The organism is Psychrobacillus sp. NPDC093180, assembly GCF_044754065.1.
GTDB lineage: Bacteria > Bacillota > Bacilli > Bacillales_A > Planococcaceae > Psychrobacillus.
In genome coordinates this window covers 28,256-49,173 of the sequence record NZ_JBIVOJ010000004.1, presented here as the reverse complement: position 1 = coordinate 49,173, position 20,918 = coordinate 28,256, and the positions used below count along the sequence as shown (strand labels likewise).

Sequence of the window (20,918 nt, the reverse complement as noted above, 5' to 3'; positions counted from 1 at the left end):
GAAGAATCTCTCCATATTTCTAAATAAATATCTAAAAACATTGAAAATGAATTGTCCATAAAAAACTCCTTAAATTTGTTTAAAGTTACAAATCTACATAAGAACAATTATTCCTTTAAGAAACTTCGCATGCTCAAAAAACAATTAATATGCACCATTCATCGTAATGATATTCTCACTATACTCACATCATTGCATTTTTTCGTATCTCTCCATTATAAATTCTATAAAGTATTTACTCGCTAATGGCAATACCTTTTTATCCTGGTATGCAAGGCTAATTGTACGGATGACCGATGGAGAAATTTCTTTCGTAATAATATTATACGGGCATCTGCTTAGCACAAGCTTTGGTAATATTGAAATGCCTAGCCCCTGCTCAATCATAGACATGATCGTATAATCATCATGTACGCGATATTGAATATTAGGTTCTAAGTTATTTTGCTTAAAAATAGTTAATGGTTCACTAATCTCTCCTTCATCTAAAAGTATATATGGCCCTTCCGTTAATTCTTTCAATGTAACTTTATCTGCTGTAGCTAATGGATGATCAGCTGATATTACGGCAAGCATGTCATCTTCCTCCAAGGCAATAGTAGTCAAATTGGATACAGAATTGGGATTCACAAAGCCGAAATCTACGGATCCCTCTTTGATCCAATTCGAAATATCTGTGTATTCACCCTGATGTAATTCAAATTGAACAGCTGGATATATATCTTTAAAATCCTTCATCAACACCGGTAGCCAGTGACATGAAACACTTGAAAACGTTCCAATCCGAATAAGACCTCTATGTAACCCTAGCATCTCTCTGTGCTTTTCTACCAATTTCCTATGGGAGTTATAAATGTTCCTAATATAAGGGAAAAATTCCTCGCCATCAGGTGTCAATGTAATACCTGATCGAGAGCGCAAAATAAGCGTAGTAGAGAGTTCTTGTTCCAATGAATGGACCATTTGGCTAATGGCAGATTGAGTATAACCTAGCTCCTCAGCTGCTTTCGTAAAACTGCCTGTTTCGATGGCTTTTATAAAAGCATAATATGAATTCACACAGCTTGTCTCCTTTACATTAGATTTTCTAATACTTCTATTATAATTATTCGTTTTATTAATGCAAATAGGGATGATACGATAGACGTAAGTTTTAAAGAAATCGAGGAAAGGAGAAATACTTACAATGACACAACGGCAAGCAAACTGGTTGCTAGCAGCGGTTTCAGCGGCATGGGGAGCATCATATATTTTTATGAAGCTCCTAGTAGAGGAAATCCCACCATTAACCATTATCGCTTTACGATTTGGTATAGCTTTTATCATTATGATCGCGATATTCTTCCGTAAAATTGTCCATATCGATGCTAGAATGTTGAAATACAGTGCAATACTGGGTGCTCTGCTCTTTTGTATTTTCTTTGCGCTCATGTATGGGATGAAAAACACGACTGCTTCTACAGCTGGTTTTCTTACGAGTACAACAGTAATTCTTGTTCCCGTTTTACAGGTTTTCATTACACGGAGGCTACCTAGTAAAAAAATTGTATGGGGGATTGTTATTGTTACTACCGGTTTAATATTCCTGCTAGTTCGGGACGATATCAATATCGCAGCTGGTGCATTTCTTTGTTTAGTAGCTGCCTTCCTATATGCAATCCATATTATCATGACAAACCGCTGTGTCCGTGAAGTGGATGCCTTACTGCTAGGAATATATCAATTGGGGTTCGCTACCCTTTTCGCAACGATTGGGACTTTTTTGTTCGAAACTCCTGTCTTACCAACAAACACTGTTCATTGGTTTTCTATACTTGGACTTGCACTCCTTTGTTCTGCTTTTGGCTTTGTCATGCAGTCTATTGCGCAAAAATATACGACACCTGAAAGCGCGGGTTTTCTCTTTTCGCTTGAACCTATTTTTTCAGCCATACTTGCATTCATCTTTCTTCATGAAAATATGGGGCTACAATGGTATTTTGGTGCTTTGCTCATTTTAACTGGCGTTCTTATAGCAAACGCTACATTTAAAACAAAACTCACTTAAACTAGAGGAGATGAACTCATGAACATATTAATCGTATACGCCCACCCAGAACCAAAATCCTTTAATGGAGCTTTAAAAGACCTTGCAGTCTCTGAATTAATATCACTAGGTCATCAGGTCAAAGTGTCTGATTTATACGCGATGAATTTTAAAGCTGTTGCTGATGAAGAAGACTTTCAATCCATTCAGAATGAAGACTTTTTAAAATATGCAGTTGAGCAAAAACATGCATCAAAAACAAGCAGCTTCTCTTCAGATATTCAAGCTGAGCAAGAAAAGCTTCTTTGGGCAGAATTTGTCATTTTTCAATTTCCTATTTGGTGGTATTCTGTCCCTGCTATTTTAAAAGGTTGGTTTGATCGAGTATTTGCATCTGGCTTTATTTATTCCAGAGATAGTAGATATGATACCGGTGGGCTCAAAGGTAGAAAAGCGATGCTGTCCGCAACAACAGGCTCTCCTAAAATGGCGTATACACTGTATGGAATGGACGGTGATATACATGAGAAAATTCTTTATCCTATCAATCACGGAATGCTTTATTTTGCCGGCTTGGAGCCTGTCGAACCATTTATTGCATGGACCCCATCTCATAAAGAAGAAGACCGAAAAAGATACCTAGAAGAATATAGAAGCATATTACACAATCTTTCAGAAATACCTTCTATCCCATATCATCCTACTTCGCATTATGATGAGAATCATCAATTAAAAAAGGAGTATAGATAATTATTAAGGTGCTTTTATACAAATTTCAATTATAGAACAAGTTGTGTATGATTAAAGCCTAATTCCAGACCTTAAAGGAATTAGGCTTTTATACACGGCAAAATATATTCAGTTAGTGCTTAGCCATGATTCAAGAAAATCAATGAACTTTTTTGTAGCTGGAGCAAGGGATTTAAAAGAAGTAGCAGCAATCCCAAGTGTACGATAATTTTCTCCCTCTAACGCAAGCATTCGTACATTGTTTGGAACTCGATGTAAAACCATTTCAGGAAGGATACTGATCCCCATCCCCTTTTCCACCATCGAAATTATGGCTTGGTCATCTGAAAGTTCAAATTTAATAGGTGGTGTGACATTGTTTTCTTTTAGTATTCGTATTAAATCATTGTCACTTCCCTTTTTTGATTTAATGAGAGGCTCCTCTTTGATCATTGCAAAACTGATCTCCTCTTGTTCCGCGAGCAGATGGTCATCTGAAAGGATACAGAGCATTCTATCTTTTTTTAATGGCATCACTTCAAATTGTTGCAAGGTCGGTAGTGAGACAAAGCCAAAATCAACCGAACCAGTGAAGATCCATTGCTCCACATCATCATAATCCCCTTCCATTAGTTTAATTTCGATAGAAGGGTGATGTTCATTAAACGTTTTCATAATTTCAGGTAACCAGTGGATAGAAACACTTGAAATGGTTCCAATCCGTACAGTCCCAACTTCAAGACCTTTTATATTAGCTATTTCTTGAACCATTTCTTCATTCCACTTAAGTATTTCACGTATGTACTTTAAGATCCGTTCACCGTTACTTGTTAGTTGGATACCCGAACGACCTCGATTGAGTATCGTGAATCCACATTCTGATTCTAAGCTTGCAATTGCGTGACTTACTGCGGACTGAGTTAAACCAAGAGTTTCGCCCGCCTTTGTGAGACTCCCTAATTCTACAACCGTACTAAATATTTCAAACTTGGCAAGAGACAAGTTTAACCCCTCCATTTACATTAAATTATTTCATCTAAAGACTTAAAAACATTCATTTTATTAATCTACAGTTTACATTTATACTTATCAATAATCAATTTTGGAGAAGGAAGGTGAGCTAAAAATGGATGGGACTAAATTATTCGAGATGAAAAATGGAAGAGGATTAAACACTCAATTAAAAGCAGACTTCATGATGTTAATGGTGACCATGTTATGGGGTTCGTCCTACTTATTTATGAAGATGGGTCTCGATTCTCTACAAGAGTTTAACTTAATAGCTTTACGTTTTGGCATAGCCTTTATTTTAGCTGGGGCAGTATTTTACAAGCGTTTAATTCGTATTGATTTTAAAACGTTTTTTTATGGATTTATATTAGGAACCATCTTGTTTTTAGTTATTTCTGCAGTCACTATTGGATTAAAATTCACGTCTATTTCAAATGCGGGATTTTTATTTAGTCTCTCTGTAGTATTTGTCCCTTTGTTATTAGCGATATTTTTCAAGATAAAACCTGAGAAAAAAGTCGTTTTTGGCGTAGGTATCGCAATAATAGGAATTGCCCTTTTAACATTAAATAATGGATTAAAGATTAATTCAGGAGACTACTTAATTATCTTAGGGGCAGTATTTTATGCAACACAGATCATTGTTACGGATAAGTTGACGAAAAATGTAGACTCGATCACACTCGGGATTATACAACTAGGGGTTGCTGGGGCATGGGGACTACTATTTTCATTATTATTTGAAGAGCCACATCTTCCTGGCACAACTGAATCATGGGTTTCCATCATGGCTTTAAGTATCCTATGCAGTGCAATTGGGTTTATCGGCCAAGCTGTAGCACAAAAACATACCACTCCCACGCACACGGGTCTTATATTTTCATTGGAACCAGTTTTCGCAGCCGGTTTCGCTTTTATGTTCGTTGGAGAAACACTTCCAGCTAAAGGTTATATAGGAGCAATCCTCATTTTTATAGGTGTCATAGCTGCAGAAATGAAGTTCAAGAAGCCTTTTATGAGAAAAAGATTTCACAAAGCTGCGGAAGGCTCTAAAGCCTAGCTTGTACGGGGTGTTTTAGTTGATCCTAAAGAGAGCTGTATTATCACCTCTCTTTCCTTGTTCAACTAAAGTACTTTACTGATATTTAAAAGGAAAGTCCTTTATGAGATCATGGAATTTACTTTCCCATTGTAAAAAATCCGTTGTAGGTAATTTACCCCAAAACTGCAGTCCAGACGGTTCAAAAGAAACAGTGATAAAGTATTTATCTCCTTTTTCCTCATCACCGAACCAACTAGGAAGAGTGGTTTGGTTGCCTGTGTAAGAAGGCAACATTTCATACACTTTCCCTAAAGCCTCATACGTTTTATCATTAAATTGGTATTCATCCACCATATAGACTCTTTCAAACTGTACTAAATCGTTAACAACTTCATATCTATTAATGTAGTAATGTTCATCTTCTATAACCCTATTCAAAATATATACACTCCTAGTCTTACGTAGCTTTTAGTTCTTCAAATTCGCTATTACTGTTATAACTTTTTTAAATTTTATCAAAAAAAAGTTGCACCTCTCGTGGAGATTTTAAAATAATCACTTCTTTATCATTGGCCAATTGTTCAAGTTTCTTTAATACAATCGGTTTCTTTGTTTTTGGATAATCCCAAACCCATTTTAAAAAGTCTACATCCAGTCTTTCATTGACACCCTCCGCCATATCGGGTCTCGTTTTTCCACGATATTGAATCATCCGTTTAACAACCCTAAACGCGCATATTACTCTACTAATATCAACAAAGACAACGGTATCTGCGGCATTGAGTCTTATATCCATCGTACCATTATAATTTCCGTCAATAATCCACTCTTCTTTTATTACCAACTCTTTTTGAATTTTTATTTGCTCCTCTTTAGGTGTTGGTGTCCAATTTGGTTTCCATAACAAGGCATCTAAATGGTAAACTTCTATATTCAACTTTTGCCCTAACTTACGTGCCAAAGTGGACTTTCCTGATCCCCCTGAACCAATTAATGCAATTTTTTTCACCATCTGCCTCCTCTTTATGTACTTTTTTTACTTAGCAGGTAAGAAATTTGTATAACCATCTAAATCTAAACACTTAAAATATATATACGTTTAATAAAACAGTTGGTTTCAGAAGTTTTAGAACTTAAAAATACCCCATTTTATAAAAAAAAATGGGGTTAACCTAAAATAGTTTGTTTTTTGATAAATTCTTAATAAAACTGCTAAGTTACTTCTGCATTATCTGAATAAGATTACCACTAGTATCATCTAAAACAGCTATAGTGACTTCTCCCGCTTTCGTCGGTTCCATCGTAAACTTTACACCATTTTCAAACAGTCGTTTATATTCCTTATGAATATCTTCTACCCCAAACATTGTTGCGGGGATACCATCGTCAAATATTCTCTTTTGATACTCTTTGGCAGCAGGATGGTCATTCGGTTCTAGTAAAAGTTCGGTACCTTCTGGGTTATCGGGTGAAACAAGTGTAATCCATCTAAATTTCCCCATTGGAACGTCATGTTTTTTTACAAATCCTAGCTTTTCGGTATAAAACTCCAGTGCCTTGTCTTGATCTTGTACAAATATACTTGTAACTATAATGTTCATACTGTTGTTGCCTCCTTTGTTATTTATGACGCGTATTATTACAGTGCTAACAATTCTTTAACTATAACACACCTTTTTTAAAATAATTCTTCTGAGCTTCACTTGCCACGGCTTTCCAAGCCACTAACCCTACTAAGAAGAAGCCAAATGATCCTATTAATCCTACAAGCCGAATGGAAGTTAATTCAGCTGCTAATCCTATCAAAACCGTTAACACAATAATAAACCCTGCTTCCATAACACTGAAGATACTTTCAAACCTTCCCATTATTTTCACAGGAACATGATTTTGATAGAAAGTTAAATACCCTGTGTTTGCAAAGGTTACTGCAAAACCGATTAAAAATACACCAGATGCTGCACTAAAAAAACCATTCGAACTGTAAAGCATTATATACCCAATTGCGGTAAAAACAGTACCGTAACCTATTAAAAGATTAACTGCCAAACGCTTCGAAAATAAAGAATTAATAATGGATCCTAATATAATCCCTGCTCCAAAAACACTCAATAAAAACCCATAATTGGTATCGGATATAGAAAGAACTCCTTTAGCAAAGGCTGCTTCGAGAGAATCGATTGCAGTCATGCATATAGTAGCTCCACAAAATAATAAATAGATCTTTGTGATATAGACATGGTCCTTGCTAAAATGTAAAACAACCTGAAAGTCGTTTTTAATCATATCCCAAGTAAATCTTTGCCCCTCTATCTCTTCAAGTTTTGAATCAACATCAGGTAGCATCCTAATAATAAGTGCCGAAAAAAATAAAGCCCCTGCATTCATATGGATTGCTGTATAAGGAGTACCCATCCAAAATAAAATTCCTGCAATGACAGGGCCTATTAGCGATCCACAAGAGTTGATAAAACCACGTAAAGCATTAAAGCGTTGCCGATCTTTTTCAGGTATTAGTTTCGTCATATAAACCATCGATGTCGGCTGAAAAATAGCACTTCCCATATTAATGATAAACGCTAGTATATACACATAGAAAAGGGAAGGTAAAAAGGGAATGAACGCAATACATAGTGCTCGGAAAACGTCCAATGCCATCATAAGTCGCCGTGTATTTACCCGATCAATGAAACTCCCTGCCCAAATATTCGAACATATCGTTGCAATAGGGCCAAGTATATACAATAAAGCAATTGCAAGAGGAGATCCTGTTTCATTTAATATAATTAAGTTTAGCGCGATTAGGTAAACCCAAGCTCCCACATTTGAAATTCCTATTCCTCCAAGCAGCATGAAAGGATACTTCCAATTAGACATATGCACCACTCCATTTTATTTTTTGTAAAACAAAAATAAAAAAACTCACCCCCAAGATTTTCATCTTGGGGGCGAGTCATATCGCGGTGCCACCCCAGTTCACCTCCCCATTGCTGCGGAAGTCTTATCAAGTACGGCTTTGTGCATAAATCTCCACTAGCGATACCCTATCTCGTTAACGTGAGAATACGTTGCATCATCATTGTTCCAAGCAAACAAATCCAATGCACAGCTCCAAGCCTTGTTTCAACACATTTCATATCCCTCTTTTTCAGCTAGCAGAGGTCTCTGTAGATAGTACGTATGTTTACTCTTCTTTTCATCGCTTTTTATATAGGTTTTGTATAGCCTATATTATTTTGAATTAAAACGCAATAGACAATGGAAAATATTTAATTTCACGACTGCTACAGCTGATCTTCTCTTATTAGTCTTTCAACTAAAGGCTATACTAATTTAAGAAAGTACCTAATCAGAATTTTTTACTCCATTCATCATTTAAAATCGCACCATTTTCTGCAACATACCCCATAATAACCGACCCATGTTGCAATTTACTATCGCTTTTTAGGAAAGATATGAACTCATCAAGCATTTTTTCGTCCCTATCGTTCCTTTTGCGGGGAACTGTAATACGGATAGTAGGTGTAACATTAAACTCTTTATAACTTCTTGGCTCAAGAGGGTTAATATCTAATTCTTGCCCAATGTTTTTATCGCCGATGAAAACAAGCATATTCGTTGTCTCTCCAAAATACTCTTTAACAAAAGGGCGTATTTCATCCTCTAAATCATCTTCCCATTTATCAGCGATATAAGTGTCTACCAATTGGTTCGTTCCTTCATCATAATAAATAAAAAATTGTGTACTGCTTCCTTTGTCTCTTGCCATGGCTGCATACTCAAAATTAAAGTTCCCCATATTGTCATAAAAAGCATCATATATCTCAAAGTTATCATCAAATCGATCTTCTAAGTACTGCTCTGCTTGAAGCTTTATCTTTTCTTCTTCCTCTTTATCCGGCTTCATCTCTAATAAAAAAACAACTACAACAAATCCGATCACTAGCAACAAACTACCTAAAACACCAAGTATAATTTTAAGGATTCTATACAAAACATCTCCTCCCAGCTGTCCCACAATTAGATTGGAGCCTCTCTACTATAAGAAACTTTTGTTTCCCAGCACGCTTACATAATAGATGCCTACTGCTAATCCTAGTAAATTCACAAAATGTCACTATAATAGCTTTACACTTGGTGAAGGAAACAAATAATCTTAGAAAAAAGAATAATGAATATTCCTGAGCAATGGATATCCTTTTGCCTATTCTTCCATTGGTATTTACAATTAATTGTATCTTAAAATCGATAGTATCGGTAGGAAGGAAAGAGATCGTAGTCAGTAAGAATAAAAAATAGGAGCATTATTATTAGGATTAAAAATGTAATAACCACTTCTTTTAGGTAGTTTTTATTGTTTACTCGGTTCTTTTGGTATAATTGTTGCCTATATTTTATTTGAATCCGCTTCTGTTTATCATCGAGTTTCATAAGGGAACTCCTTTTTAATTTTATTGAATTTACACACAATTATACCATAGAAAAATAATCAAAAAAAAACGACTACTAAATTCTTCATTTAGTAGCCGCTTCATATTAAATAACGAGTCCTGCAAGTATAAACTGTTCTTTTGTTTAGACAGACAATAATGTTCGGTCACTCGTTAATTTCTCTCCGCGAATCCGTTGGAATTCATCCATTAGTTTTGCGATCGTTAAATCTTTCTTTTCTTCTTCCCCGACTTCTAAGATGATTTGTCCTTTATCCATCATGATTAGTCGATTTCCAAGATCTAATGCCTGCTGCATATTATGTGTCACCATTAGTGTCGTTAATTGATCTTTTTCTACAAGCTGCTTCGTTAAATTGGATATCAATTCTGCTCTAGACGGATCTAATGCTGCAGTATGTTCATCTAGTAATAAGATGGATGGCTTTGTGAATGTTGCCATCAATAGCGAAAGTGCTTGTCTTTCCCCGCCAGACAAAAGTCCAACTTTTGCATTTAATCGATTTTCTAGATTTAAATGCAGCGTCTCGAGCGATTGCAGAAAAAACTCTTTTCGCTGTTTGTCTACCCCGCTTCTTAAGCCTCGTTTTTTATTTCTAGAAAAAGCAATTGCCAAATTTTCTTGAATCGTCATTGTCGGTGCGGTGCCTGCCATAGGATCTTGAAAGACACGCCCTATTAGCTGGGAGCGCTTAAATTCTGGCAGTCTTGTTACATCTTTATTGTCAATTATTATTTCACCAAAATCAGGGGTAAGTGCTCCTGATATCATATTTAACATCGTTGATTTTCCTGCACCATTACTACCAATAACCGTGACAAAATCTCCTGCTTTTAGGTCGAGATTTATGTGATCTAGTGCAATCTTTTCATCAGCTGTCGCTTCATTAAAAATTTTATTAATCGCCTGTAATTTAAGCAAGGTTTTTCCCCTCCTGCTCTGTTACAATAGTCGAACTTGCCATTCTTTCAGCATGTCGTTTTGCTTTTCTACTTTTCTCTCGACGTTTATCAAAATAATTTGGTAGTACTAGCGCAATAATTACAATCAAAGCCGTAATTAGTTTCATATCTCCTGTATCCAGTAAATCGATACGAAGTGCAAACGCAAGTATGATTCGATAAATAATCGCCCCTGCAATGACAGCAAGTGTTGTACGCACGATTGATTTTGTACCAAATATTGCTTCTCCAATAATAACAGACGCTAAACCAATAACAATCATCCCAATACCCATTCCGATATCCGCGAACTTCGAATATTGTGCAAGTAATGCACCAGAAAACGCGACGAGTGCATTGGAAATTCCAAGTCCAACGATAACTAGATTATCTGTATTCGCTGAAAAACTGCGAATCATTTTTTTGTTATCACCAGTTGCACGAATAGCCAGACCTACTTCTGTTTTTAAGAACCAATCGAAAATCAACTTAATCAGTACAACTAAAACAAAAACGATGATAATTGTTCCCCAAGTCTGCGGTAATGACTTCACACCAATTCCGCTTAAAACATTATTAATTGCTTCATTGACCCCTAAACTTCCCCACCAATTGTTAAATTGACTAAACAAAGTTTCTGAATTCAATAAAGGAATATTCGGCCGTCCAACGGAATTCTCCACGGTGAATCCCATGATCCGTAAGTTAATCGAATATAAAGCAATCATCATTAAAATCCCAGACAATAAAGGATTGATCTTCCCTTTTGTATGTAACAATCCAGTAATACATCCTGCAATAAAACCAGCTATAATTGCAACAATTGTTGCAATGACCGGATGATATCCTAACACAATCATCATCGCTGCTGTTCCTGCACCCGTAACGAAACTTCCATCTACGGTTAAATCAGGAAAATCTAACACTCGGAATGTTAAATACACTCCGAGTGCCATAATTGCATAGATGATTCCTTGCTCTACAGATCCAAAAATAGCTGTAAACATAAAGAATCAAACTCCTATCTATTCAGCAAATTCTGCTTTCCACTCATCTTTTACTTCCAATCCAAGGGCATCTACAGTGTCTTTGTTTAGAACAAATCGTAAATTTTGTGGATATTGAACTGGTAAATCAGCTGGTGTGCTTTCACCATTTAAAATCTTTACCGCCATTTCTCCTGCTTCATAACCGATATCAAAGTATTCAAAACCGTAAGCTCCTAATCCTCCACGTTTAACAGAGTCAAATTCGCCTACCATCATAGGAAGCTTATTGTCATTTGCAACAGAGATAACGGATTCAAGTGCAGAAACAACTGTGTTATCCGTAATAATGTATAAGGAATCTACTTTTCCGATTAACGATTCAGTAGCCTGTTTTACTTCAGCTGAAGTAGATACAGACGCTTCTACTACATTTAATCCAACAGCACTCATTTGCTCTTTTACTGCATCTACTTGTGCGCGTGAGTTTTGTTCTCCTGCGTTAAACACCATACCTACATTTTTTGCACCTAGCTCATCTTTTAGAAAGGTGATTGTACTTGGAATTGCATCTGGCTGCGTATCAACAGTTCCAGTGACATTTCCACCTGGTTGTTCCATTGACTGTACTAATTCAGCGCTTACTGCATCTGTAACAGATGTGAAAACGATTGGAATATCTTTTGTCACACTTGCAACTGCTTGAGCACTTGGTGTGGAGTTTGCAAAAATAAGATCTACTCCTGCGCTTACTAAGTTGTTTGCTATAGTTGTATTTTGGCTATTATCATTTTGAGCGTTTTGAACTTCATACTCAACGTCCAAACCAGCATCTTCTAAAGCTTTTTGAAACCCGTCATATGCTGCATTTAACGATGGGTGTTCGACAATTTGTGTAACACCAATCTTAAATGTTTTCTTGTCTTCCTTTGCATTTGCTTCCGGGCTTTGCCCACTCTCTCCCCCACATGCTGCTAAAAATAATACAGCTGCAAATATTATTAAAGCTAATTTCTTCATCTCTATTTAACCCCCTATTAAATCATTTACATTAGCGATTCAACTCGCTAAAGTATGAATTTATACATATGTTACACTGCAAATGATTGATAGTCAATAACATTATGAATTATTTGATATATTACAAACCTGTAAATAAGTATGGCTTATACTTATGCGTCTCTAGATAACGCACTTAATGAACACTTCATCCGACTGCAATATCCCAGTAATTGGATAAGGGCGACCAGTTGGTCAATGAGAGCAACCAATTTGTCATCGAAAGCAATCATTTCTTATTGAAAAACTTACTCGAAATTAAGTCCTTTTTTTGCAATCAATTATTTACATGCACTTTACACTAGCTAGATATTTCGAAACTATAATATAGATTGAACAGTGTCTGTTCATTTTAGGGGGAATTAGTAAAATGGCAATTGAAGATCATGATTACGGAGAATTATTTTCCTATATATTAAAAGAGCGAGCAATCCAAACAGTCTTTCAACCTATTATTTCGCTGCATAGTGGACAAATCTATGGTTACGAAGCGTTATCAAGAGGGCCTGCGAATACAGTATTACATAACCCGGAAATGTTATTTGATTATGCATTAAAAAATGGACAGCTTTGGGAGCTTGAAAATTTATGTCGAGCAAATGCTTTGAAATGCGCGCATGATTTAAAAGCGGAAGGAAAACTGTTTTTAAACGTTAATCCTAATATCATGAACGACTCTAAATTCAAGCAAGGTTTCACTAAAGAATATTTATCTAAATTTCACATGGATGCAGATAGCATTGTATTTGAAATTACAGAAAGAGAAGCGATTAACAATTTAAAAGATTTTATCAGCACAATCGATCATTACAAAAACCAATATTATCAAATTGCAGTAGATGACGTAGGAGCGGGTTATTCGGGGTTAAATGTTATTACGGATGTGCGCCCGCATTATATGAAACTGGACATGAAACTTATTCGGGATATTGACCGGGACCGAACGAAACAATTGCTAGTGAGTTCTTTAAGTGAATTTGCAAATTACTCTCAAATAAATATTATCGCTGAAGGAATAGAAACAAAGGACGAGCTTCGGACATTAATTGATATCGGGGTGCATTTTGGACAAGGCTATTTTATACAAAAACCAGCGACACAATTATATCCAATACGTGAGGAAGTTAAAACAATCATCAAAGCAGAAGTTTCTAGAAAAAATCGCGTTAGTAGAAACCGTTTAACGGATACTTCTATCGAACAAATAGCGACTCCGTTAAAGACCATTCCCAGTCAAATGCCTATTTCTAAGGTAAGCAATTTAATGGAAGCTAACGATTTACTTCCTGGTTTTTGTATTCAAGATGGCAATAAATTGATCGGCGTTATAACTAGAAATAAACTGCACCTCAAGTTTAGCGGCCCATATGGATATAGTTTATATAACAAAAAGCCAATCGCTGTGATCATGAGCCGTAACTATATGAAAGTAGATGCAGAAACCCCGATAGATGTAGTAGCAAAAATAGCAATGAAAAGAGATCCGCTTCATTTGTATGATTTCATAACTGTGACGAAAGATGATCAGTATTTCGGTGTTGTGACAGTAAAAGATCTGCTCGAAAAAAGTATGCAGCTAGAAATAGACTACGCCAAGCATTTGAATCCGCTTTCTGAGTTGCCTGGAAATCTGATGATCGAGCAGCAGCTACAAAGCTGTATAGACGCAGATACAGATATGACTGTTTTATATTTCGATATTGATAATTTTAAGCCTTATAATGATGTGTATGGATTTGAAAAAGGAGATAAAGTCATTATGCATTTAGCAGAGATTATTGAGAATAGCTGCCCGCCCGATGGATTTGTAGGTCATATTGGTGGGGATGACTTCCTTTTAATAACGGCGGCTTCCAAAAGTAAACAGCTTTGTGAAAAAATTATTGAGGAATTCGATAAATCCGTGGAACAATTCTATCATGCACAGGATTATTTAAAAGGATATATCATATCCAAAAATAGACACGGAATCGAGGAATCATTTCCGCTTCTAACTATTTCTATCGCAGGAGTGTCTAATAAAAATACTCAATCTATTTATGAACTGTCCGAGCTTGCAAGCCAGATCAAAAAACAATGCAAACAAATCCCCGGCAGTAACTATCTATTGCAGGAACCGAATGCAGTTATTGGCCTGAAAGGTTAACATTTAGCTTTTGAACATGCTATGATAGTTGTATACATAATTGTACGGAGGGAATCGTATGACAACCGTTTTTATCATTGGGGCACTTACGTTTATCATTATACTTGCGCTTAGCATCTATACTGTTAACAAAGGCTATGCATATAAGCATACAATTGATGAACGTCCAGCTAAACAGGATGAATCTACAGAAAAAACGCATCGCCCATAGGGCGAATGCGTTTTTTAGTTTTTCACTTTTTCTTTTTTGATTTGTTTACTACGTAACTGTCCACATGCTGCATCAATATCCGTTCCTTGTTCCATGCGAACTCCACAGTTAATTCCGTGATTTTTCAGCGTTTGGAAAAAGGCACTGATTGATTTTTCAGAGCTACGTTGGTATTGTCCATGCTCGTCTACTGGATTGTATGGAATCAGATTGACGTACGATAAATGACGTTTGTTTTCGAGTAGCTTCGCTAGTTGCTGCGCTTCTTCCACATGGTCATTTACGTCTTTTAGTAAGATGTATTCAAATGTAATACGGCGATTTGTTTTTTCTAAATAATAATCTACTGCTGCCATTACTTTTTCAATTGGGAATGCTTTATTGATCACCATGATTTTTGTACGTAATTCATCATTTGGTGCGTGTAATGATACTGCAAGATTTACTTGAATATTCTCGTTTGCAAAGTCCATAATTTTTTTCGCAAGTCCACTTGTCGAAACGGTAATATGACGAGCACCGATAGCTAGACCTTTTTGATCGTTGACAGTGCGTAAGAAACTCATCAGGTTTGTATAGTTATCAAATGGTTCTCCGATACCCATAACAACGATATGACTTACACGCTCGTCTTTTTGCATTTGGTCTAAATGCTGTTGTACTTTCATAATTTGTCCAACAATTTCGCCTGCATCTAAATCACGATTTTTCTTAAGTAATCCACTAGCACAGAAACTACAGCCGATGTTACAGCCGACTTGGGTTGTAACACAAACCGATAAGCCGTATTTAAAACGCATTAGTACTGTTTCGATTAAGTTGCCGTCTTGCATTTCAAATAGGAATTTGATCGTACCATCTGCTGATTCTTGTTTTACAGATTCTTTTAGCGTTTGGATCACAAAGTTCTCTTTTAATATGTCTAGACATTCTTTGCTTACATTAGTCATGTCATCAAAACTTTGTACTCGTTTAATATATAACCAGTCCCAAACTTGTTCGGCACGATATTTCTTTTGTCCATGTTCTAATAACCATTCTATTAACTGGTCTCTTGTTAGACCATATATTGATTTTTTCATTTTTTAGCCCTCATTTCATCCGTATACAATTCGCCTATTATACCCCAATTGTTCACATACGACAACTTATTATAACGGAAATGTTGTATAAAAGAAATCATTTTGTTTACTCGTGAAATTTTCCGACATCAGTAGATTAAAAAATAGTGGATTATTTGTAATTTAGCTTGAATAGAATATTAAGAGATTTTTCATTCGGTGAATTTACAAGGGGTTGATTAAAATGGCTAAAAGGATTAGAAGGATTGTTAATAAAAGAGTACGCAAAGGGCTATTTAAGTTGGGATTACTCATCATCGGAATTTACGCTTTTTTACCTACTTATTTTTTAGAATCAAATATACAAAATTATGAGAACGATTCGGAAAAGGATTTTGCAGCGTATGCATTAGAAACGACTGCAGACATATTTAGTAACACGCTGGAACAGTCATTGATCGTTTCATATGCAATTGAATCGATGGAGGAAGTGGAAGGTGAACCACTGTCTTCCGTCATTATTGCTTATACTGCTTTTGGACTTCCTTACGCTGAAATTATTGTTAACGAAAACGTCGCATATGTAAACAAAAAGCTACTGTTTCAAAAATAGGCAAGTACTGGCCCCATATCTACGCTAGTAGTCATGGGGCCTGCTTAACATCAGTCTTGCTCTACTTCATTTTCTCGGATCCAGTCACTGTAACTTCCTACATATAATTTTACATTAGAATAACCAGCCTCTTTTAATCCGGCATATAGTGGTGCTGCAGTAACGCCGCTTCCGCAATATGCGATGACCGGCTTGTTTTTATCGGTTACATGCTGCAGTTGTTCTGCTAGCATTTCCTTTTCTAAAAACTTGCCGTCTTCTTTCAACTGCTCCCAATCAAAATTAATGGCAGTCGGAATATGCCCGGCAATAGGATCAATTGGTTCTCTTTCTCCTTTAAAACGAAAAGCCGCACGAGCATCTACAAGCTGTCCCTCTAGCTCCCCTGCTACTACTTTCTTTACATCTTCCACATCCAAATAAACGGCATCATTCCAATTTGGTTCTACATTGGAAAGAGATATCTCGGGCTCTTCTTTTGAAATTGGGAATAACCCTTTCACCGCCTCATATCCTTCACGCAATACATACACATTCGTAAATCCTGCCCATTCCAGTAAAAAGTACGCTCTTAACGCAAACGGAGAAGCACCTTGATCATAAACAATAATAGCGTCATCTAGTTGAAGTCCCGCTTGTCTGCATAGCTCTGTCATTTTGTCTTTTGAAATCATCGGATGACGACCCTTATTACTTGTCATATCGGATAAATCCTGTTCGAGATCCCAGTAAATTGCCCCTTCTAAATGACCTTCTTTATACATATTTGGACCTGCCGCTTTCTTGGCTAAATCAAATCGTGTATCGATGAAACGCACTTTTTCCGGCTGTACATCTTCCCAATTAATAAAAACGTTCGTCATATAACTCGCCCCTTTAGTTTGAAATTATAGCATACAGTTCTTTCCATTTCGCTAGCATTTCCTCTTGCTCTAATAGTGCACGCTCAGCATCTAACTGGCTAATCGAATCGTTTAACCATTTCAAACGAACTGCTTCCGCTTCCATATCAGCATATTGCTCTGCCCACTTAAAAAGTCGCTCTTGTTGGTCGTTTAGATAGCTTTCCGCTTCCACTTTTGTTTGTTCGGAAAGAGAGTCACGCAATTTTTCTTTGTCGTTTTTCTCGAAAAAAGATTTGTTGTTTTTATACAAGGATTTTACTTGCTCATATTTTTGAATATGCTGGAATGGTCCTTCAAAGTCCAGTAAATCTTGATTTTCGAATTCATGTGGCGTGTAGGTAAAGCTTGGATTCCAGTCTTTTAACACGCGCATCTCTTCTTTTTCTAGCTCCGTCATTTGTTTTTGGATAAATTGCAATAAACGGAAGTTGGTTACACGTAACTCTTGTTCGATATCAAAACGCAGCATATTTAATATATCTTTCAATGCGATGTCGAGAGCGGCATTGGCTGACCTGTTTGAAAATAAGGACGGGTTATACGCTTCTTTAAAAAATTCATTGAAACGGTAATAGACTCTTTGCAATAAATAGTAAAGCAATGTTTCCAGCTCCTGCTTCGCTTCTTTTGCAATTAATGCGCCTTTAGAATTGGTGTAACGCTTCCGTATATTTTGTTCTAACGTGCGCAATTCTCCTAGCCTTTCATCCTTCCTAGCTAAGTTCATTTCTGTTTGTTCAATCATCTGGTGCAATTTCATTTGTTGACGCGTTGTTTCTTCTTCCAATGTCGTTACTGCCATTCGTTTCAAATCATGCGCTAAGAATTGATAAAATGCTTCTTGGAATTGGAACATTCCTTCATGTAACGGAGCATTCGTTTGTTTTTCATGTAAGGCTTGTAGGCTTGAAACACCATATACCCGCGGGAATCTGATGCCAAATCTTTGTAACTCACCTTGTACATAATTTTTGACAAGCGCCTCTTCTTCCTCATTTGCGGCAAGATCAATCGCGTTGACGACGAAGAACATTTTATCTAGCTCAAAGGAATCCTTCACTCGACCAAGCTGAATTAAAAATTCCCGGTCCGCTTTTGCAAACGCATGATTGAAATAAGTCACAAACAGAACGGCATCTGCATTTCGAATATAGTCAAATGCAACACCAGTATGTCTAGCATTAATCGAATCGGCTCCTGGTGTATCAACTAATGTAACACCAAGTCTTGTTAACTCACAGTCATAATAGAAATCGATAAAATCTACAAAGCAGCTGCGAGATTCTTCCGCGACAAAGCGATGAAATTCTTCTGCATCTACACGTAACGTTTGCCCAAGATTTGCTTCGTATTCTGCAAACCCTTTATGAAAGGCCACGATAAATGATTTATGAACCTCTTCTACTACGGATTGCTCTTTTATAGTTGGCGCTTTTTCAAAAGCTTCTTTCAATGAAGAAATCGTCACACCAAGCATACTATAGGCAAATTGGACATCCTCTAATAGCTGTTGCTTTGTTTTTAACGTCACATCCGCTGTATTATGAGGATGGTCCTCTGTAACTGGTTGAATTTTATTGATCGCAGCAGTCGTTGGATTTGGCGATACTGGCAATACATTTTCTCCCATTAATGCATTGGAGAAACTAGACTTACCAGCACTAAAGGCTCCAAATAACGCAATTGTAAACTGTTGATGTTCCACTCTACTTGCTTTTTTCTTTAGATAATTTGCTGCTTCTTTAAATGCAGGAAGTTGTCCGATTGCTTCTGCCATTTTGTTGGCTCTTCTAAGTACAGCTTCTTGTGAGAAATCCACTTCTTTCACTTCTTGCTGCTTTTCTTCTATTACTTGTACAACGTTTTCTTCTATCTCTTGCTTAGTTTCATCATATTCTGTAATAGCATTTTCAAATGCAATTCGTTCTTTTTCCCATTCGATGAGTAGGGAATCTCGTTCCTTCCGAATAGCAAGTGAAGGAGTTTTGATTTCCTTTGTAAATGCCTGCATTTTGTCTTCCATTTCTTCTATTGTATGAATGGCCAGCAATTTCTTATTTAATTGAAGAATTTTCTGCTCTACTTTTTCGTTTTCTTCCATTGGATGTTCATTTATTTGTTTCGCCATTTCAATTTTCCAACTATCTGTTTCCCTTACGAAAAATCGATTGATCGCATCTTGTACACGGTTGGCAAAATGGAGTATTGCATCTCCGGAAGTATTGGCACCTTCATGAAGTGATTCTTTTATAATGGATATTGGTAATGGAAAAGTTGTATTCTCTATTTCAAGTGCTTTTTCATCTGAAAGTAACGACACATTTTTTAGCATATGTTTCATTAACTGTTTTAAATGGGAAGCAATATTTGTCTCTACAATCTTTTCTAACAGGTCGCTCGCTGCTTGCAGGCGAGTTGCTCTTTCCTCTTCGGTTTTCTTTTTACTGTTGAAAAATCCTACTTTAAATGAGCTTTGCATCGCTTCCGCATATATTTTAAGCGCTTCTCTCATTTCATAAGGCATGACGGAAGCATTTTGTAAAAGCGATTTTCGACCCTCTTCGAATTCAGTTTTCCAAAGACCTGCATCTTGCAATTTTACATGCGTTTCGGATAGCTCTAATTGTTTTTTTAACTCTTCTTTGTTATCCCATTCTACTCTTGTCAGCTCTTCTTCGAAAGTTTCGAAGCATGTTTCTTTTTCATCTTCCAAGAAATGCATATGTTCATCTTCTAGTTTCTTAAGCGTGCTTTTCGCAGAAGTGATAAAGAGCTCTTCTTTATGATCAATGGAATGCTGCACGATATGCTGAACCTTCGGAAAATCATTATGTATAAATGCCTTGTCTTTTAAAGAAGTAAAAAATATATCCTTTGGCTCCACTGACCAAGCGAGAAAGCTATTCTCTACCGATTGTTTAAATGCTTCAAAGGAAAGCTCTTCTTCTCGATGTTTATCCACTTGGTTTACGATCAGATACACATTTTCATTATAATGAAGTAATTGCTTTGTAAATTGGAAATTAAGTTCGGATTGGACATGATTATAATCCATTACATAAAATACAATATCAGCTAAATGGAGTGCAGATTCAGTTGAAACTCGGTGCGCGTCATCTGTAGAATCTACTCCAGGTGTATCCATCACACTAATACCTGCCGGTAACCCTGAAGATTTATGACCAATTTCAATTTGAGAAACTTGGCTGCCATCCTTGGAATATTTTTTTACTAACCCAATATCATATTCACCTGAGAATTTAACAGGAGCTTGATCAACAAAGTGAACAAGTGCATAATTTTCTGCAGTTTTTTGAACGGTAACTATGTTTGCAGAAGTAGGTATTGGGCTTGTTGGTAACAGCTGTTCTTCTACTAACGCATTGATCATGCTCGATTTTCCTGCGGAGAAATGCCCTGCAAAAGCAATGGTGAAAGTCCCTTGCTCTAATTTCTGCGCAAATAGTTTTGCCTTCGCAAATCGTTCTTCATCTTGTTGCTCGTGAAATAATGCAGCTAGTAATGCGTTTTGTTCTTTAATGTTATGTAATTCCGCTGAATTGACCATTTGAAAAAACTACTCCTTTATATTTCGACAATATAGTTTATATCATAGCAGAAAATGTTCCAAAAATAGACCCCATTTGTATGGACAAAGAAGATTGTTTAGCTCAGACACTTTAAAAGCAGTACCAAATGTTTTAGAAAAAGGGCTTTGTGGAAAGATAAAGGTACG

19 protein-coding genes and 1 other annotated feature are annotated in these 20,918 nt (G+C 36.4%); of the genes, 6 read left to right on the top strand and 13 right to left on the bottom strand.

All coding sequences use genetic code 11. From position 1 onward, the window contains the following. Positions 1-189 precede the first annotated feature (189 nt). Complete coding sequence (locus ACIP9W_RS07340; RefSeq protein ID WP_400787733.1) at positions 190-1,059, bottom strand: LysR family transcriptional regulator; 870 nt, start codon at positions 1,057-1,059, stop codon at positions 190-192. 127 nt (positions 1,060-1,186) lie between these two features. On the opposite strand from ACIP9W_RS07340, the gene ACIP9W_RS07335 reads away from it, so the two are divergent. Both ACIP9W_RS07335 and ACIP9W_RS07330 read left to right on the top strand, forming a co-directional pair. Beyond that, the gene (locus ACIP9W_RS07335; protein WP_400787730.1) at positions 1,187-2,047 is read left to right on the top strand and encodes a DMT family transporter; all 861 of its coding nucleotides are present in this window, start codon (positions 1,187-1,189) and stop codon (positions 2,045-2,047) included. A gap of 18 nt (positions 2,048-2,065) precedes the next feature. Then, on the top strand, positions 2,066-2,776 hold the full coding sequence (locus ACIP9W_RS07330; RefSeq protein ID WP_400787728.1) for an NAD(P)H-dependent oxidoreductase: 711 nt from the start codon (positions 2,066-2,068) through the stop codon (positions 2,774-2,776). A gap of 108 nt (positions 2,777-2,884) precedes the next feature. Here ACIP9W_RS07330 and ACIP9W_RS07325 read toward each other — a convergent pair whose 3' ends face one another. Beyond that, positions 2,885-3,757, bottom strand: coding sequence for a LysR family transcriptional regulator (locus tag ACIP9W_RS07325; protein WP_400787726.1), 873 nt, complete (start codon positions 3,755-3,757; stop codon positions 2,885-2,887). A 124-nt stretch (positions 3,758-3,881) separates the two neighbouring features. On the opposite strand from ACIP9W_RS07325, the gene ACIP9W_RS07320 reads away from it, so the two are divergent. Beyond that, the gene (locus ACIP9W_RS07320; protein ID WP_400787724.1) at positions 3,882-4,826 is read left to right on the top strand and encodes a DMT family transporter; all 945 of its coding nucleotides are present in this window, start codon (positions 3,882-3,884) and stop codon (positions 4,824-4,826) included. Positions 4,827-4,901: 75 nt separating this feature from the next. Here ACIP9W_RS07320 and ACIP9W_RS07315 read toward each other — a convergent pair whose 3' ends face one another. The 8 genes from ACIP9W_RS07315 to ACIP9W_RS07280 all read right to left on the bottom strand — a co-directional run bounded on the left by ACIP9W_RS07315 (position 4,902) and on the right by ACIP9W_RS07280 (position 12,207). Then, positions 4,902-5,246, bottom strand: coding sequence for a hypothetical protein (locus ACIP9W_RS07315; RefSeq protein ID WP_400787721.1), 345 nt, complete (start codon positions 5,244-5,246; stop codon positions 4,902-4,904). A gap of 67 nt (positions 5,247-5,313) precedes the next feature. Further along, positions 5,314-5,817 (bottom strand): DNA topology modulation protein, encoded by a 504-nt coding sequence (locus tag ACIP9W_RS07310; protein WP_400788186.1) that lies wholly within the window; start codon positions 5,815-5,817, stop codon positions 5,314-5,316. Positions 5,818-6,025: 208 nt separating this feature from the next. After that, a complete protein-coding gene (locus ACIP9W_RS07305; protein WP_400787718.1) occupies positions 6,026-6,409 on the bottom strand; it encodes a VOC family protein in 384 nt (127 codons plus the stop codon). 61 nt (positions 6,410-6,470) lie between these two features. Further along, a complete protein-coding gene (locus ACIP9W_RS07300; protein WP_400787716.1) occupies positions 6,471-7,685 on the bottom strand; it encodes an MFS transporter in 1,215 nt (404 codons plus the stop codon). Positions 7,686-7,749: 64 nt separating this feature from the next. Continuing rightward, positions 7,750-8,017: a binding site (T-box leader), on the bottom strand. A gap of 140 nt (positions 8,018-8,157) precedes the next feature. Further along, positions 8,158-8,802 carry a hypothetical protein gene (locus tag ACIP9W_RS07295; RefSeq protein ID WP_400787714.1) on the bottom strand — a complete coding sequence of 215 codons (645 nt, stop codon included), beginning with the start codon at positions 8,800-8,802 and terminating at the stop codon, positions 8,158-8,160. Between the two features lie 581 nt (positions 8,803-9,383). Next, complete coding sequence (locus ACIP9W_RS07290) at positions 9,384-10,181, bottom strand: ABC transporter ATP-binding protein (RefSeq protein ID WP_400787711.1); 798 nt, start codon at positions 10,179-10,181, stop codon at positions 9,384-9,386. Then, on the bottom strand, positions 10,174-11,208 hold the full coding sequence (locus ACIP9W_RS07285) for an ABC transporter permease (RefSeq protein WP_400787709.1): 1,035 nt from the start codon (positions 11,206-11,208) through the stop codon (positions 10,174-10,176). The genes ACIP9W_RS07290 and ACIP9W_RS07285 overlap by 8 nt, the downstream gene beginning before the upstream one ends. An 18-nt stretch (positions 11,209-11,226) precedes the next feature. After that, a complete protein-coding gene (locus ACIP9W_RS07280; protein ID WP_400787707.1) occupies positions 11,227-12,207 on the bottom strand; it encodes an ABC transporter substrate-binding protein in 981 nt (326 codons plus the stop codon). 409 nt (positions 12,208-12,616) lie between these two features. On the opposite strand from ACIP9W_RS07280, the gene ACIP9W_RS07275 reads away from it, so the two are divergent. Further along, the gene (locus ACIP9W_RS07275; RefSeq protein WP_400787705.1) at positions 12,617-14,392 is read left to right on the top strand and encodes a GGDEF domain-containing protein; all 1,776 of its coding nucleotides are present in this window, start codon (positions 12,617-12,619) and stop codon (positions 14,390-14,392) included. A gap of 58 nt (positions 14,393-14,450) precedes the next feature. After that, the gene (ytzI, locus tag ACIP9W_RS07270; protein WP_282245819.1) at positions 14,451-14,603 is read left to right on the top strand and encodes a YtzI protein; all 153 of its coding nucleotides are present in this window, start codon (positions 14,451-14,453) and stop codon (positions 14,601-14,603) included. 14 nt (positions 14,604-14,617) lie between these two features. Here ytzI and rlmN read toward each other — a convergent pair whose 3' ends face one another. Next, positions 14,618-15,685, bottom strand: a complete 1,068-nt coding sequence (rlmN, locus tag ACIP9W_RS07265) for a dual-specificity RNA methyltransferase RlmN (RefSeq protein WP_400787703.1) — start codon at positions 15,683-15,685, stop codon at positions 14,618-14,620. A 223-nt stretch (positions 15,686-15,908) separates the two neighbouring features. On the opposite strand from rlmN, the gene ACIP9W_RS07260 reads away from it, so the two are divergent. Continuing rightward, positions 15,909-16,277: a hypothetical protein gene (locus ACIP9W_RS07260; protein WP_400787701.1), complete on the top strand. Its 369-nt coding sequence runs from the start codon at positions 15,909-15,911 to the stop codon at positions 16,275-16,277. Between the two features lie 50 nt (positions 16,278-16,327). Here the strand turns inward: ACIP9W_RS07260 and ACIP9W_RS07255 are convergent, their stop codons facing one another. Next, positions 16,328-17,140, bottom strand: a complete 813-nt coding sequence (locus ACIP9W_RS07255) for a sulfurtransferase (RefSeq protein WP_400787699.1) — start codon at positions 17,138-17,140, stop codon at positions 16,328-16,330. Between the two features lie 13 nt (positions 17,141-17,153). Continuing rightward, complete coding sequence (locus ACIP9W_RS07250) at positions 17,154-20,750, bottom strand: dynamin family protein (protein ID WP_400787696.1); 3,597 nt, start codon at positions 20,748-20,750, stop codon at positions 17,154-17,156. Between the last annotated feature and the right edge of the window lie 168 nt (positions 20,751-20,918).

Excerpts from the sequence above, each read along its gene's own strand:
- ACIP9W_RS07300 (WP_400787716.1), bottom strand. The coding sequence starts at position 7,685 with ATGTCTAATTGGAAGTATCCTTTCATGCTGCTTGGAGGAATAGGAATT.
- ACIP9W_RS07320 (WP_400787724.1), top strand. The coding sequence starts at position 3,882 with ATGGATGGGACTAAATTATTCGAGATGAAAAATGGAAGAGGATTAAAC.
- ACIP9W_RS07275 (WP_400787705.1), top strand. The coding sequence starts at position 12,617 with ATGGCAATTGAAGATCATGATTACGGAGAATTATTTTCCTATATATTA.
- ACIP9W_RS07305 (WP_400787718.1), bottom strand. The coding sequence starts at position 6,409 with ATGAACATTATAGTTACAAGTATATTTGTACAAGATCAAGACAAGGCA.
- ACIP9W_RS07255 (WP_400787699.1), bottom strand. The coding sequence starts at position 17,140 with ATGACGAACGTTTTTATTAATTGGGAAGATGTACAGCCGGAAAAAGTG.
- ACIP9W_RS07250 (WP_400787696.1), bottom strand. The coding sequence starts at position 20,750 with ATGGTCAATTCAGCGGAATTACATAACATTAAAGAACAAAACGCATTA.
- ACIP9W_RS07330 (WP_400787728.1), top strand. The coding sequence starts at position 2,066 with ATGAACATATTAATCGTATACGCCCACCCAGAACCAAAATCCTTTAAT.
- ACIP9W_RS07280 (WP_400787707.1), bottom strand. The coding sequence starts at position 12,207 with ATGAAGAAATTAGCTTTAATAATATTTGCAGCTGTATTATTTTTAGCA.
- rlmN (WP_400787703.1), bottom strand. The coding sequence starts at position 15,685 with ATGAAAAAATCAATATATGGTCTAACAAGAGACCAGTTAATAGAATGG.
- ACIP9W_RS07335 (WP_400787730.1), top strand. The coding sequence starts at position 1,187 with ATGACACAACGGCAAGCAAACTGGTTGCTAGCAGCGGTTTCAGCGGCA.
- ACIP9W_RS07285 (WP_400787709.1), bottom strand. The coding sequence starts at position 11,208 with ATGTTTACAGCTATTTTTGGATCTGTAGAGCAAGGAATCATCTATGCA.
- ACIP9W_RS07260 (WP_400787701.1), top strand. The coding sequence starts at position 15,909 with ATGGCTAAAAGGATTAGAAGGATTGTTAATAAAAGAGTACGCAAAGGG.
- ytzI (WP_282245819.1), top strand. The coding sequence starts at position 14,451 with ATGACAACCGTTTTTATCATTGGGGCACTTACGTTTATCATTATACTT.